The organism is Streptococcus sp. FDAARGOS_192, assembly GCF_002073815.2.
Lineage (GTDB): Bacteria > Bacillota > Bacilli > Lactobacillales > Streptococcaceae > Streptococcus > Streptococcus salivarius_H.
The window spans coordinates 2,138,359-2,154,428 of sequence record NZ_CP020431.2; the positions used below are offsets into that span (position 1 = coordinate 2,138,359).

10 protein-coding genes are annotated in these 16,070 nt (G+C 40.3%); 8 read left to right on the plus strand and 2 right to left on the minus strand.

Going from position 1 to position 16,070, the window contains the following annotated elements; translation table 11 throughout:
- The first annotated feature begins 6 nt into the window (after positions 1 to 6).
- The 3 genes from rbfA to A6J31_RS11055 all read left to right on the plus strand — a co-directional run bounded on the left by rbfA (position 7) and on the right by A6J31_RS11055 (position 2,514).
- Positions 7 to 360: a 30S ribosome-binding factor RbfA gene (gene rbfA / locus A6J31_RS11045; protein WP_002883798.1), complete on the plus strand. Its 354-nt coding sequence runs from the start codon at positions 7 to 9 to the stop codon at positions 358 to 360.
- 64 nt (positions 361 to 424) lie between these two features.
- Complete coding sequence (locus A6J31_RS11050) at positions 425 to 988, plus strand: TIGR00730 family Rossman fold protein (protein ID WP_048674278.1); 564 nt, start codon at positions 425 to 427, stop codon at positions 986 to 988.
- A 293-nt stretch (positions 989 to 1,281) separates the two neighbouring features.
- Positions 1,282 to 2,514 (plus strand): lipid II:glycine glycyltransferase FemX, encoded by a 1,233-nt coding sequence (locus A6J31_RS11055; protein ID WP_014633914.1) that lies wholly within the window; start codon positions 1,282 to 1,284, stop codon positions 2,512 to 2,514.
- A 62-nt stretch (positions 2,515 to 2,576) separates the two neighbouring features.
- Here A6J31_RS11055 and A6J31_RS11060 read toward each other — a convergent pair whose 3' ends face one another.
- Positions 2,577 to 4,022: a UDP-N-acetylmuramoyl-L-alanyl-D-glutamate--L-lysine ligase gene (locus A6J31_RS11060; RefSeq protein WP_021143575.1), complete on the minus strand. Its 1,446-nt coding sequence runs from the start codon at positions 4,020 to 4,022 to the stop codon at positions 2,577 to 2,579.
- A 94-nt stretch (positions 4,023 to 4,116) separates the two neighbouring features.
- On the opposite strand from A6J31_RS11060, the gene A6J31_RS11065 reads away from it, so the two are divergent.
- The 4 genes from A6J31_RS11065 (at position 4,117) to A6J31_RS11080 (ending at position 11,207) form a co-directional block, all read left to right on the plus strand.
- Positions 4,117 to 5,748 carry a polysaccharide biosynthesis protein gene (locus tag A6J31_RS11065; protein ID WP_014633916.1) on the plus strand — a complete coding sequence of 544 codons (1,632 nt, stop codon included), beginning with the start codon at positions 4,117 to 4,119 and terminating at the stop codon, positions 5,746 to 5,748.
- A 116-nt stretch (positions 5,749 to 5,864) separates the two neighbouring features.
- Positions 5,865 to 8,645 (plus strand): cation-translocating P-type ATPase, encoded by a 2,781-nt coding sequence (locus A6J31_RS11070; protein ID WP_080611192.1) that lies wholly within the window; start codon positions 5,865 to 5,867, stop codon positions 8,643 to 8,645.
- A 293-nt stretch (positions 8,646 to 8,938) separates the two neighbouring features.
- Positions 8,939 to 10,033, plus strand: coding sequence for a cystathionine gamma-synthase (locus A6J31_RS11075; RefSeq protein WP_037599041.1), 1,095 nt, complete (start codon positions 8,939 to 8,941; stop codon positions 10,031 to 10,033).
- Positions 10,034 to 10,043: 10 nt separating this feature from the next.
- A complete protein-coding gene (locus A6J31_RS11080; RefSeq protein WP_021151464.1) occupies positions 10,044 to 11,207 on the plus strand; it encodes a MalY/PatB family protein in 1,164 nt (387 codons plus the stop codon).
- Between the two features lie 35 nt (positions 11,208 to 11,242).
- Here the strand turns inward: A6J31_RS11080 and A6J31_RS11085 are convergent, their stop codons facing one another.
- A complete protein-coding gene (locus A6J31_RS11085) occupies positions 11,243 to 12,787 on the minus strand; it encodes a glycoside hydrolase family 32 protein (protein WP_263970028.1) in 1,545 nt (514 codons plus the stop codon).
- A 337-nt stretch (positions 12,788 to 13,124) separates the two neighbouring features.
- Between A6J31_RS11085 and A6J31_RS11090 the strand changes: the two genes are divergently transcribed.
- Entirely contained in the window at positions 13,125 to 16,040 is a 2,916-nt protein-coding gene (locus A6J31_RS11090) for a glycoside hydrolase family 68 protein (protein WP_073949262.1), read from the plus strand.
- Positions 16,041 to 16,070: the final 30 nt, after the last annotated feature.

The following is a 16,070-nucleotide window of genomic DNA, read 5'->3' on the forward strand; positions in this document are numbered from 1 at the left end:
AAGACTATGGGAAATTCATTTCGTGTAGACCGTGTTGGTATGGAAATCAAACGTGAGGTCAATGAAATTCTTCAAAAGAAAGTTCGTGACCCACGTGTGCAAGATGTCACTATCACAGATGTACAGATGCTTGGTGATTTGTCAGCTGCTAAGATTTTTTACACTATTCATTCAACCTTGGCCTCAGATAACCAAAAAGCACAAACTGGTCTTGAAAAGGCTACTGGGACAATCAAGCGTGAACTTGGTAAAAAATTGACCATGTATAAGATTCCGGATTTGACCTTCATTAAGGATGAGTCTATCGAATACGGTAATAAAATTGATGAAATGCTTCGTAATTTAGAGCGTAAAGACTAAGAAAAAATTCCTGTCAGTTATGGCAGGAATTTTGCGTTATAATAGAATAAAAAGGAGGACTTCAATGAAAGTAACGGTCTATTTGGGTGCTAATATGGGTGATAATCCTAGCTTTAAGAAAGCAACGATTGCCTTGGGTCAGTGGATTGCTAAAAATGGGCATACCCTAGTCTATGGTGGCAGTAAGATGGGACTTATGGGAGTTCTTGGTGATACGGTTTTGGAAAATGGTGGACAGGCTCATGGCATTATGCCACAATTCCTCAAAGATAGGGAGATAGCTTATGAGGGGTTAACCTCAATGACCATAGTAGAAACTATGGCAGAACGAAAGACTGCCATGCTAGAGCAAGGAGATCTCTTTATCGCCCTTCCAGGAGGTTTAGGGACACTGGAAGAAATCTCTGAAGCTATTGCAGCTGCTCGAGTCGGTAAGTTGGACAAACCCTGTGTTTTCTTCAATCTCAATGGCTATTATGATGCTATGAAAACGATGTTAGATACCATGGTTGCTCATGATTTTTTGGAGGCTGAAACAGCAGCAAAATTCCTCTTTACAGATGATTTTTCAGAAATTGCAGCTTTTGTCCAGTCTTATGAACCACCTCAATTGAGACGTTATCGGTAACTTTATATGATAGGTTAGCTCTCTAAGTTTAAAAGGAGAGCTTTTTTGATGGAGAGACGTTAGTAATTATTTTTTTCTTTTAAATTTCAGAAAATTAACTAAAAAAACCTTAACAAAAATGGTGGATTTGTATATAATAGTGTTTGTAAATTTAATCATTTAACAAATTTTCCTCATCATCTGTGAGTAATATCCATGAATACTTAGTACCCCACTTGGTTAGGAAAACTTTGCCAATCATTTATTTTTATGGGGAATGTGGGATATAGGATGAAATGGAAGGAATGATAAGTATGTCTATTATGGTTAAACATGTGAGTTTTGATGACTATCAAAAAACACAGACAAACTATAAAGATGCCAACTTTTTACAGTCAGCTGAGATGGCTAAGCTTCAGCTAAGCCGTAATCATATCGGAGAAGTAGAGGCTCTGGTTTTTGAAAGGGATGGCCTGCGGATAGGTCAAGCCATCGTTGTCTATAGAAGAAGCTTTCGTATCTTTAGAAAAGCTCTCTTGTTTCATGGACCCTTGCTAGATTACAATTCTATAGCTGATTTGACAGACCTTCTAGAGGCCTTGATACTCTACTTAAAAAAGAAAAATATTGCATCACTTTCTATCCATCCCTATCTTACCGATCTTATTAGGAATGAAGAACTTGAAATCATTGAAGAAGAAAAGGCTGATGAGGTCTCCAAGGTATTTGAAAAATTAGGTTTTGAGCAGTATTTAGATCCAGAACAGGCTCTAGTTGTTAATCAGATGTTTGTAAAACCAATTGATACCTTTACGACTTCTGATGAGATGCTCGCAGCTTTTTCACCATCTTTGAAGCGAGATTTAAAAAAATTCACTGCTTTGCATGTCAAAGTTGAAGAACTACGTGAGGACAATCTCAATCAGTTTTATGACATCCTAGTTCGGACAGCAGAGAGAAAAGGATTTTCAGTTCATCCATTGACCTATTTCCAAGATTTGAAGAGGAACTTTGGAGAATCTGCAAAGTTTATGTTGGCTTATTTGGATTGTCCAGCTTATTTGGCTTATCTTGATGAGAATATTAAATCTTTTGAAGCTAAGATTCAGGCTTTAAAAGATGGCCCACAGAAAAAACGAACCAAGGGTCAGATTGCGGATGCCGAAGATCAGCTTAGAAGTTACTATAAACGTTTAGAGCAATTTAAGACCTACCAAGTCACTGGTGACAAATTACCTCTTTCGGCCTATCTTTTTATGGATTATGGTTCAGAAATTGTCAGCTTTTACGGTGGGAATGATGAAGCCTACCTTAATTTTGGTGGAGCAGTCCTTCTTCATTGGGAAATGCTACAATATGCTAAGTGTGAGGGAAAAGAGCGGTTTAATTTTTATGGGACAATCGAAACTGAAGCGGCAAGTGCTGGAAAAGGGAATTTTAACTTCAAGCGTCAGTTTGGTGGGCAATTAGAGACTCTTGTTGGCTCTTTTGATAAAACCCTAAATCCTTTCTATGATATTTTTAAGAAAACACTAGGTAAAGACTAGTTCCTTGTATAGAAAAAAGTCAATTGAGGTTAAATTCATTACCTCAATTGACTTTTTTTAGTTTACAAATATTTTTTAGCGACTTCAATATCGCCAGCATAGTTATCGCGTTTACCATTTACGATCTGGAAGGCATCGGCACCTTTACCGGCAATAACCACAGCGTCTTTAGAGTCTGTAGTCTCAGACATTGCTGTTTTGATTGCTTCCTCTCGATCGACAATGATACGAACCTCGCGACTGATGTGACTAGCAATTTCCTGACAGATAGCAAGAGGATCCTCCTTGTTAGGATCATCGGCTGTTAGGATGACATCAACATCAGGGTAGGTATTGAGGACATGTCCAAAGTCTTTACGACGGCTTTCACCCTTATTTCCTGGAGCCCCTAGAATTAGACTAATACGACCATCTTGATGGCTGGTTACGACTTGTAAGAGCTTATCTAGGCTATCTCCATTGTGAGCATAGTCAACAAATGTCTTAGCCCCATTAGTTTGGGTTAGAACCTCCATACGCCCTGGAACAGAGGTTTGAGCGATTCCTTCCTTGATGTCTTGAAGGCTAGCTCCGAGACGTAGGCAGGCCAGACCAGCAGCCATAGCATTGTCCTGGTTAAAGTCACCGATAAGTTGGATATCATAGTCACCGGCTAATTTCCCACTTGCCTTAAAGCTAAAACCAGAGCCATGTTTAACAGCGTTGTCGGAGTTTTTACCATAGAAGTCATGCTCTTTATCCACAACTTCCTCAGCGATAAAATCAAAGTGATCCATACCGCTATTAACAATAACAACTCGACTGTTTTCCAAGAGAAGACGCTTATGGTAGAAGTAGTCTTCAAAGGTTGGGTGTTCAATAGGCCCAATATGGTCTGGGCTGATGTTAAGAAAGACACCTACATCAAAAGTCAGTCCATAGACACGCTTAGTCAGATAGGCTTGACTTGAGACTTCCATAATCAGATGGGTCATGCCATTAGCAACAGCTTCAGCCATCATACGGAAAAGGTCCAAACTCTCAGGTGTTGTTAAGGTAGACTTGAAGAAGTTTTTTCCGTCTAGTGTCGTGTTCATGGTTGAAAGCATAGCAGGTTTATGACTTTGCTTGAGAATATTGAAGGCAAAGTAGGCTGCTGTTGTTTTCCCTTTTGTCCCAGTGAAAGCCAGCAATTTAAGCTTGTCTTGAGGGTATTGGTAGAAGGCCTGAGCAACGAGGCTCATAGCCTGCTTAATATCTGATACGATAATGGCAGGTATTCCCACTTGATAATCTTTCTCAGCCACGTAGAAACTCAAGCCAGCTTTGACAGCATTCTCTAAAAATTCAGGCTTGAAAGCAGCTCCTTTGGCAAAGAAGAGGGACGATGGTGTAACATCACGACTATCATAAGAAAGATGATCAAAAGTCACCCCAGTCCATGAATAGTAGTAGTTGTCTTGGTCGATAATATCTCTAAAATTATGGTCCTTTTTAAGAACCTCTAGAACTTGTTCAATAGTAATCATAGTTCCTATTTTAGCCTTAATGTTCTTGTTTTACAAGTCACAGCCAAAAGTTTATAATAAACTAGATTATATTTTATTCTCTAGAAAGAAAGTTATGACTGAAACTAAAACTGATACACAGCAGCAGCAGATGCTAAGAGGGACGGCATGGATGACAGCATCCAATATTATCAGTCGTCTATTGGGGGCACTCTACATTATTCCTTGGTATGCTTGGATGGGTAAACAAGGTGACCAAGCCAATGCCCTTTTTGGTCAAGGGTATAATATTTATGCTCTTTTCCTCTTGATTTCAACAGCAGGTATTCCAGTCGCAATTGCCAAACAGGTGTCTAAATACAACACACTTGGAAAGATGGAGACGAGTTTCTTCTTACTCAAGCGTATCTTGTATTACATGATTGGTCTCGGACTTATCTTTGGCGTTTTCATGTACTTTGCTTCGCCGTGGATGTCTTACCTTTCTGGGGGAGACGAGGATCTGGTTCGCGTCATGCGTAGTCTTTCTTGGGCAGTTGTTATTTTCCCATCGATGTCTGTTTTACGAGGCTTTTTCCAAGGCTTTAACAACATGAAACCTTATGCCTTGAGTCAGATTGCGGAACAGATTATCCGTGTTATTTGGATGCTGTTGGCGACCTTCTTCATCATGAAAATTGGGACAGGCGATTATGTGACAGCAGTTGTCCAATCGACTTTTGCCGCTTTTATCGGTATGTTGGCTAGTTATGGGGTGCTTTTCTTCTACCTTTGGAAGGAGGGTAAACTCAAGAGTCTTTTTGGCAAGCAGGCTGTTCATCCGGATATCAATCCAACTGCAATTGTTATTGAAACCTTTAAGGAAGCCATTCCTTTCATTATTACTGGGTCAGCAGTTCAACTTTTCCAGTTGATTGACCAATGGACCTTTATCCGTACTATGGAGAAGTTTACAAGCTATAGCAACAGTCAGCTTCAGGTTCTCTATGCTTACTTGTCTTCAAACCCAAGTAAGATTACTATGATTTTGATTGCTGTAGCTATCTCCATTGCTGGGGTTGGGATTCCACTCTTGACTGAAAATATGGTTAAGAAGGATCTTAGGGGAGCAGCTAAACTGATTATTAATAACTTACAGTTGCTTTTGCTCTTTATTGTTCCTGCCATTGTAGGATCAGTGATTTTAGCTAAACCACTTTATACAGTCTTTTATGGTGCGCCAGATAGTCAGGCCCACTTGCTCTTTGTAGCCAGTCTGATTCAAGTTATTTTCTTGGCCTTGTATAGCGTTTTAGCACCAATGCTTCAGGCAATCTTTGAAACCCGCAAAGCTATCAACTATTTTGCGATTGGGGTTTTAGTTAAGGCTATTCTACAGCTGCCATTGATTATTTTCTTAGGAGCCCTTGGCCCGGTTATTTCAACAGCCATCGGTTTAGGTGTTCCAATTGCTCTCATGTATAATCACCTCCACACTGTTACGCACTTTAGTCGTAAGACAGTGTTTAGAAAAGCCTTGCTCATCTGTATCCTTACGGTACTCATGGCTATTCCAGTTGCGATCTTCTATTGGTTGTTCCAGTTTGTATTGTCACCAACAAGCCGTATGGGTAGTGTGATTTACTTGGTCATTGGAGGAGGCCTTGGAATCGGTGTCTACGGCGTTCTTGCTCTTGTAACTCGTATGGCTGACCAACTACTTGGTGCCCGAGCTGCTAGTCTGCGTGCTAAATTACATATTAAATAAAATCTAAACCAAGTCATGTGGCTTGGTTTTTTTCTTTTCAACCTTTTCTGAAAAAGGAGTATAATAGGGGTGAAAAAATGAAATCGTTTTAATGATTTAGAATCGAGGAAAGGATTATGGTTGATTCTAGACAAGAACATATAAAATTAGGGACCTATCCTCCCGAACAAGTTTACCAAGTCTTGCAGACAAGCCCTCAGGGTTTGAGCTCACAAGAGGTTAAGGAGAGGCAGGCGACGTATGGCCCTAACCAATTGAAGGAAAGTAAGAAGGAGCCTATTTGGCTGACCTTTTTCAGACATTTTACTAGTCTTATGGCACTCTTATTGTGGGGTGGTGGCTTTATCGCCATGCTTTCTCATAGTTTAGAGTTGGGGATTGCAATTTGGTTGGTCAACATTATTAATGGTCTCTTTAGCTTTATTCAAGAATATAGGGCGAGTCAGGCTACGGCAGCTCTTAATAAGCTTCTTCCATCCTATGCGCGAGTTCTTCGTGATGGTAAGGAGGATAAGATTCTAGCTCAGGACTTGGTGCCAGGTGACTTGGTTTTCATTGAAGAAGGAGACCGTATTTCTGCAGATGGACGCTTGGTCGCTGTGACAGATTTGCAGGTTAACCAGTCTGCCCTCACTGGTGAGTCTAATCCTATTTATAAGTCAGATCAAGCAGATTTGACTCCCGACAAGACTGAGTTAGAGTATGACAATATGGTATTTGCAGGGACTACTGTCTCTTCTGGTTCTGGACATTTTATAGTATCTGCTATCGGGATGAAAACTGAGTTTGGACAGATTGCGGATTTGACACAGAATCTTGCTCAGGAAAAGAGTCCCCTTCAGAAAGAATTAGACCATTTGACTAAACAGATTTCAGTTATTGCGGTGTCTGTAGGTCTCTTCTTTATGGTGGCAGCGACTCTATTTGTCCATCAGCCTTTGTCTCAAGCCTTTATTTTTGCATTGGGGATGATTGTGGCCTTTATTCCTGAAGGACTTCTTCCCACAGTTACTCTATCTTTAGCCATGGCCGTTCAGCGCATGGCTAAGGACCATGCTTTGGTTAAGAAACTGTCTTCGGTTGAGACGTTGGGAGCAACTTCTGTTATTTGTTCGGATAAAACAGGGACTTTGACGCAAAATGCCATGACGGTTAACCATCTGTGGACTTTGTCAGACAGTTATGAGGTAACTGGGCTAGGTTATGCATCAGAAGGACAGATTGAGCAGGAAGGACGACCTATTTCTCTTGAAGACAATGAGCTTCTTAATCGTTTGGTACGATTCTCTCATTTGGCTAGTAATGCTCAAGTTGTGGCCCCTAGTGCTGATAATCCCAATTTTACAATTTTAGGTGATCCAACTGAGGCTTGTCTTAATGTTCTCGCCGAAAAAGCAGGAATTAATTTAAATGACAATCATACTTGGGCCCCTCGCCTCAAGGAAATCCCCTTTGATTCTGATCGTAAACGGATGACAACAGTGCATAAGCTTGAGTTAGGATTAGATGGCAGTCAGCATATTTCTATCACCAAAGGTGCTCCGAAAGAAGTGATGGAGCTTTGCTCAGACTATTATGATAATCAAGGAATGATTAAATCATTGACAGCTACTGAGCGTCAGGCTATCCTTGCGGCCAACGACCAGTTTGCCCGAGACGGTTTACGTGTTTTAGCTGTGGCCTATAGACCTTTAGACAGTGAGCATATTGGAGAAGACAAATGGGACATGCAGACCTTGGAGGACAATATGGTCTTTCTAGGCTTGGTTGCCATGAGTGATCCGCCACGTCAGGGTGTGCGTGAAGCCATTGAAAAATGCCATAGAGCTAGTATTCGTATTATCATGGTGACAGGTGATTATGGTTTGACAGCTCTTAGCATTGCTAAGAAAATCGGAATTGTACAAGGAGACGATGCGCGTGTTGTTTCAGGCCTTGAACTAGCTGGTATGGATGACAATCAGCTTAAAGAAGCTCTTAAAGGCGAAATCGTTTTTGCTCGTGTGGCTCCTGAACAAAAATACCGTGTGGTCAATGCCCTTCAAGAGCTTGGTGAAGTTGTCGCTGTTACTGGTGATGGTGTTAATGACGCCCCTGCCCTTAAAAAAGCTGATATCGGTGTAGCTATGGGGGTATCAGGAACTGATGTTGCCAAGGAATCTGCAGATATGATCTTAACAGATGATCATTTTGCTTCTATTGTTCATGCTGTCGAAGAAGGTCGTGCAGTTTATAGAAATATTCAAAAATTCCTGACTTATATTTTTAATTCCAACACGCCAGAAGCCGTACCCTCTGCTTTCTTCTTGTTCTCTTTGGGACGCATACCTCTTCCCTTAACGGTTATGCAAATCCTAGCTATTGACTTGGGGACAGATATGGTACCTGCTTTGGGATTGGGGGTTGAACCACCTGAAGAGGGCGTTATGGATAGACCGCCAAGACGTCTTTCAGATCGCTTGCTCAATCGACAATTATTGATTAAAGCTTTTGTCTGGTATGGACTGATTGAAGCAGCCTTAGCTATTGGGGCTTTCTTCCTTAATTATTGGGTTAATCAAGGTAATTTAAACCATTTGGCCAGCTCAGGTCCTCTTTATCGAGAGGCAACCACTATGACCTTAGGTGCTATTATCTTTACCCAAATTGGTATGGCTATGAATAGTCGTAAAGGTAGAGGGTCTATATTCCAAGTTAATCCATTTGCTAATCGTATTATTAGCTTAGGGATTGTTTTAGAAATTGTCCTCTTTATCCTCCTGTCTTACGTGCCTTTCTTCCACACGTTATTTAACACTGCACCTATTGGACTTGATGATTGGCTCTATTTACTTGCTTGTCCGTTTGTTATTATGGCTTTGGAAGAAATCAGATATCGCTTATTTGATAAAAAGTAAGTCAGTGGCATACCTTAGATTGAAGCAAGACTTTTAAATCATTTCTTAGCGCCTGAAACGATAATGTTTCAGGCACTTTTTGATGCTTGAAAACCTACTTTCGAAAATCTCAAAAATTGGGCTTATTTTAAATTAGAGTCAGTATCTATCTGTCTTTTTAGGTTATAGAAATAAACTATAACTAACTATCAAGAATCCGTATGATGAACTTACCATTATTTTCAGAAAATAGTGATAAAATAGAGGTCATAGATATGGAGCATATCCACTTTACCATGTAGAAAGGGCACATTATGACACAAGAATATCAATTAGAAACCGTTTTGGCACACGCAGGAATCAATTCGGATGAAGCAACAGGAGCCTTGGCTTCACCAATTCATTTTTCAACAACTTACCAACATCCAGAATTTGGCCATTCTACTGGTTTTGACTATACACGAACTAAAAATCCAACACGCGCAACAGTGGAAAAAACACTTGCAGCTATTGAAAAAGCAGATTATGCTATTGCGACAAGTTCAGGGATGAGCGCCATTGTTTTGGCCTTTGAAATTTTCCCAGTAGGCAGTAAGGTTGTAGCTGCACGTGACCTTTACGGAGGTTCTTTCCGTTGGTTTAATGACAAGGAAAAAGAAGGGCGTTTCTTTTTTGAATACACTAATACAGAAGACGAGATGATTGCGGCTATTACAGAAGATACCGATATTGTCTACATCGAAACACCGACAAACCCACTTATGATTGAGTTTGATATTGAAAAAGTGGCCAAAATTGCTCATGACAAGGGTGCGGTGGTGATTGTTGATAATACTTTCTATAGCCCAATCTATCAAACCCCGATTACTCAAGGTGCTGACATCGTTGTACATTCAGCTACTAAATATCTATCAGGGCATAATGATGTTTTGGCTGGTGTTGTTGTGACCAGCAACCAAGAATTCTACGATAAACTTTATTATAACCTCAATACTACTGGTCCTACCTTGTCACCATTTGATAGCTATATGCTCATGCGTGGTCTTAAAACCTTAAAACTTCGAATGGAGGCATCGACAGCCAATGCTCAAGAAGTTGTAGCTTTCTTAGAAAAGTCACCAGCTGTTAAGGAAGTCCTCTATCCAGGCAAGGGTGGTATGATTTCCTTCAAAGTGGCTAATCAAGACAAGATTCCTACCATTATCAATTCTCTAAAGGTCTTTACCTTTGCGGAGAGTCTAGGTGGTGTCGAAAGCTTGATTACCTACCCAACGACACAAACCCACGCAGATATTCCAGGTGATGTGCGTGCTTCCTATGGTTTGACAGACGACTTGCTTCGTCTTTCAATTGGTATTGAAGCAGCACAAGATTTGATTGCTGACTTGGAAAATGCCCTTAGTCTTTAAGGAGTTATCTATGACACGTTATGATTTTACAACACAACCAAATCGCTTGGATCAAAATACCATGAAATGGCACGAAGCCGAAAGTAATCCAGAACTACTTGAGCTTTGGGTTGCTGATATGGACTTCCTACCTGTTCCTGAGATTAGGGATGCAGTTATCAACTATGCTGAGACACATATTTTTGGTTATCCTTATCCAAGTGAAGAGCTTTATCAGTCCATCATTAATTGGGAAAAAAATCAACACGGTTACGTCGTTGATAAAGAGAGTATTGTTCTCATTGAAGGTGTTGTTCCAGCTATTTCAACGGCTATTCAAGCCTTTACCAAAGAAGGTGATGCTGTTCTCATCAACACACCAGTTTATCCACCTTTTGCTCGTTCTGTCCGCTTGAATAATCGTCGGTTGATTGAAAATAGTCTTGTTAAGGTTAATGGCCATTTCGAAATTGATTTTGAACAATTGGAACGTGATATCGTCGAGAATGATGTTAAACTTTATGTTTTCTGTAGCCCACATAACCCGGGTGGGCGTGTCTGGACTAAAGAAGAATTGACTAAGGTGGCAGATTTGTGCCAGAAACATGGTGTCCTCTTGGTATCTGATGAAATCCACCAAGACTTAGCTCTATATGGAAATAAGCACATCTCTATGAATACCATTTCAGATGCTTACAAGGACTTTACCTTGGTGCTTAGTTCGGCTACTAAAACCTTTAATATTGCTGGTACCAAAAACAGTTTTACTATCATTGAAAATGAAGACTTACGTAAAGCCTTTAAACAAAAGCAATTGGCAAATAATCAACATGAAATTCCAACCATTGGTTTGATTACAACCCAAGCAGCTCTGACCTATGGGCAACCTTGGTTAGAGGAATTGAAAACTGTCTTTGAAACTAATATTGACCTTTTAACCAAGGAACTTAGTGAAAAGACTAATATCAAGGTCATGAAACCTGAGGGAACTTACTTGGTATGGCTTGATTTTTCAGCCTATGATCAAGACCATAATGAGCTTGGACGTTTGCTTAAAGAAGAAGCCAAGGTAGTGCTAAATGACGGTATTACTTTTGGTTCTGAAGGAGAAAAACATTTCCGCTTTAACGTAGCTACGCCAACTACAGTTGTTGCAGAAGGAGTTAAACGTCTCGTTTCTGTCTTTGGAAAATAATAAAAGTGATGCGAACAGCATCACTTTTATTATTGTTATGAGTGTACATCGTAGATTTTCAAGTTTAATAGAAGATCTTTCTGAGTGGAGAAGACCTTGACATCCTGCCTGCCAGAGGTATTAAATCTGGCTAGAGTGTAGGTTTGACCATTGGGGAAGAAAATTTCCAAGCTACGATTATCTGTAATAAGCGTTATAGTGATATTATCAGTTTCCTTATAGTGACTGTCAGCTTTATAACCTTGACCGTTACCCAAGAGACCATCGTAATAGTAAGAAGAGGCAGTTTGACTACCATCCATGCTGTTATTCAGTTCAGCAGCATAGGCAGAGACCTGATAGGTACCACTTGTTATTTGGTAGGCGATTTTAACGTAATCAGAGCCTTGCCAGATATCAATGTAGATATAGCCTCCTTCTTTCTTAATATTTGAAAAATGCAGTTGGTAATACCCCGCACTATTTTTTTCAGCAAGGTCAAGAAGGCCATTAGCATTCTGATTGTGACTTTTATCAATCCAAGGTTTTCTATTGTCACTGGTGAGTGGCCTTTGACTCGAAATGTTGCCGTTTTGATTTTTGAGGGTTAATTGTTCATTTTTATAGAGGGGAGCGGACTGAATAATACCGTCCTTATCCAGTTGTAGCTGTCTGGGTGTAGCGTAAAAACCGATAGTTTTTAGAAAATCACTCTTGGCCTCTTGGTCACTGTGAATGCCTGACGTGAAGTAGTTCCAATTACCAACCCAGCCAAGACTGATAAGGTTATGATTGCTTTCTTCGATTCGATTGCTTCCAGTGAAGTTAGCGCCATAATAGTCTGAGCCTTGATCTAAGCGTTTTGTTCCTGTATCTGCAATAAATAAGCCGTTACCATCTAAATGCCCTACAGTATAGTAGGTTCCAGTTGTTTCGCCTGAAGCTGTATCCTTAGCTCCAAAAAAGAGAACTTGCTTGTCCTGACCGTCAGTTGTTGTCATTGTTTTGAGAACGGGACACTCGATAGGAGCATTGTTCTGCCAGTTACGCCCCTTAAAAAATGTTTCAGGTAGGATTTTGGAGTCTCCCTTGCTATCTGCTTTGGTCCAGTTGATACCATCTTGAGATTGATAAACACCTAAGGCGTTACCTTCAGCGACATACATGAGTAATTTGTCTTTGAAGTGGAAGACATAAGGATCGCGGAAATCTTTACCGTTATAGGATTGTTCCTTTGTCAATAAAGGTTTACCATCTTTTAGGGAATTAGTAAAGCTAGCTCCCTTGTCATTTGATGCACTAGCATAGATTGCCTGGCTTCCATCATCCATGAGTCCAGTAAAATAGGCGACAGGTTCTTCGTTTTGGATACCAGAAATCCCCTGACTATCTGTGACTACACTACCTGTCCAAGCAGAATGCCACCCCTCTTTAGGGTCACCACCCTTTGCTGGTATAGCAGTCTCTTGTTTACTATAGGTGATAAAATCTTTAGTCGTTGTATGTGTCCAATCTTGACCGTTGGGTCCAAAAGGGTCAGTAGCCCCATCCACAGAGTGTAGAAAATAGATATCATAGTAATTTTTTTCTTGATTCCACACGATAGTCTGTAGGTCGTTAGACCATCCTTTATGAGATGCTAGATGAAAGGTTTGACTCACAGAAACCTTATTTGTTTTTTGGGAAGGATTGTTAGCGTTCTCATTTTTTATTATAAAAACAAAAAATAAAATTAAAAAAACGAGAGCTAAAATTAGAGGTGAATATTTTGATTCCATATAGTGATATTTCCTGATAAAATTACTTATTTTGTAGTTATTATTTTAACAAAAAAATAGTTTTTTACAAAAAATATCAATTTGTCATTAAAAAAAGATTGGAATTTAGATTAAAAAATGATAGAATAAAACATGTAAAAACCTAAAAGGAGAGTTTTATATGGATAGTACAGTTAATTCACAGTCAAATACAGTAGCACCAAAGCAAGCAGAGTGCAAAAAGATGCGTTATAGCATCCGTAAGGTTGCCGCAGTAGGGGCAACATCAGCACTTGTTGGTACCTTGGCATTTTTAGGTGCCACTCAGGTAAAAGCTGATCAAGTTACAGAAACAGCACCAGCTGTAGCTACTGCGACAGCAACACCAGAAACAAGCACAGCATCTCTAACGGTAGCCAGTGAAACAGCAACAAGTGTGGCAACTTCAGAAGCAGTTGAATCTTCAGTTGCACATTCAGAGGTTACAACTACACCAGTTACAGAGACACAACCAAGCAACACAACTCCATCAGTAGTCGAAGAAAAGGCGTCTAGCACAGTAGTGACATCTTCATCAGATGCAACAACACCTTCATCAACAGTTGCTGCGGTTTCTGCTCCAGCTCATACATCAGAGGCTGCAGTAGAAGCACCAACTTCAACAGCAAGCTCAGAAACAGCTGATACACATACTGAAGTAGCCCTTAAACCTACTGAAAACAGCGCTGCTAATGCAAACCTTAGCAAACTTAACGGTCGTATCAAGTCTATTGTTGAAGATAATATGACCTCAGATCAAATCGTTGCCTTGACTGAGGAAGAAATTAAAGCACTTAATAAAGTTGACTTTAGCGATGATGCTATCAAGGGTACAGGTACTAGCTTGACTTACCGTAACTTGAAAGATATCGTTGCTAGCTTCTTGAAGCAAGACAGCAAATTGGCAGTTCCTTACTTTAAAGCAGATACAATCATCAATATGCCTGCTTTCAACACTGTTGATGCCCAAACGATGAAAAAAGAAGAAATCGACGTTTGGGATTCTTGGCCAGTCCAAGATGCTGAGTCAGGTGTAGTAAGCAACTGGAACGGTTATCAGTTGGTTATCTCAATGGCCGGTGCACCAAATAAAAACTCAAACCACATTTACTTGCTCTATAGTAAATACGGAGATAATGACTTTACGCATTGGAAAAATGCGGGTCCAATCTTTGGTTATAATGCCCTTGAAGATGACCAACAATGGTCAGGTTCAGCGACTGTTAACTCTGATGGTAGTATCCAACTTTATTACACTAAGAATGATACTAGTGGTGGTAAATTAAACTGGCAACAATTGGCTAGTGCTACACTTAACTTGGCTGTTGAAAACGACGAAGTTGTTATCAAGTCAGTTGAAAATGACCACATTCTCTTTGGTGGAGATAATTATCACTATCAAAGCTATCCTAAATTTATGAGTACTTTTGATGATGACCATAACCATGATGGTAATCCAGACCGTACGGATAACTACTGTCTTCGTGACCCACACATCATTGAAGATAACGGTAGCCGTTACCTTATTTTTGAATCAAATACAGGTGACGAAAACTACCAAGGCGAAAAACAAATTTACAAATGGTCAAACTATGGAGGAGATGACGCCTTTAACCTTAAGTCATTCCTCAATATTGTTAATAATAAACACCTTTACAACCTTGCATCATGGGCAAATGGTTCTATCGGTATCTTGAAACTTGATGATAATGAGAAAAATCCATCTGTAGCTGAACTTTACACACCGCTTGTCACTAGCCACATGGTTACTGATGAAGTAGAACGTCCAAGTGTTGTTAAGATGGGTGGCAAGTATTACCTCTTCACTGCTTCACGTATCAACAAATCTACGGATGCTGAAGGTACTGTAGCAGCGCGTGAAGCTGTCGGTGATGACGTTGTCATGCTTGGATTCGTATCAGACAGCCTCCGTGGGAAATACCGTCCACTTAACGGCTCAGGTGTGGTCTTGACAGCCTCTGTTCCAGCTGACTGGCGTACATCTACCTATTCTTACTATGCGGTTCCTGTTGAAGGATCATCAGATACTCTTTTGGTAACTTCTTACATGACTAACCGTGGTGGTATTGCTGGTGCTGAGAATAAATCGACATGGGCTCCAAGCTTCCTCATTAAGATGAATGAAGATGATACTACAGAAGTTCTTCCTAAGATGACCAACCAAGGGGACTGGATTTGGGATAAATCTAGTGAAAGCTTGGTACACGTGGCCGATCAAAACAGTGCTAAATTGCCAAATGAGGACTATAACGTAGATTATTATGCAGTGTCAGATTATGGTCTTAAACCACATACTTATCCTACAGTTGATGGTTCACCGGGCGTTTCTGAAGCTCGCGGTGTCTTAACTGTAACTGTTAAAGATGGTGAAGACAAGAAATCAGATAAATCAGAAACACCAGTAAATCCAACAGAAGGTAATCATTCTGTTGATGATAAGTCTAACAAACCAGATACACCTTCTAAACCAGCAGACAATAATCAACCATCAACTAATAAAGAAGATAAACCAGCAACGCCGACGAATCCAGATTCTCCAGTTCGTAATCCGTTCCCTTATTTCACAGACCGCCCATCTAATGATAATAATTCATCAGATGATCATCATGTAGAGGTTCCTGCGAAACCTTCAACAGAGAGTTCTGTGGGTGACCGTCGTCCAGTAGCTCAAGCTACAGAGATTGCGTCACCAGTACCAGAGGCTATTGTAGCAACTGGACCAACTGTTTCAACGACTCCTGTTAAAGAAGAGTCTGTCACTGAAACAGAAGCTCCAAAACCAGCTAAGTCTGAAGAGGAAGTTCAGTCTCACGGAGTCGCTAAAGCTGATGAAGTAACTAAGTCTGATGAGTCAAGTAAAGACAACAATACTAAAGTTGCTGCCAAACTTGCTACGACTCCTAAGACACCAAGTGATTCAGAAGGTTCAAAGAGCAACATTCTTTCAATCTTGGCGACTATCTTTGCAGCCATTGCAAGTCTAGCTCTTCTTGGCTATGGTTTGGTCACAGGAAAGATTCATTTGCCTAAAAAATAATGGCTCTTTGTCAACTGTAGTGGGTGACGA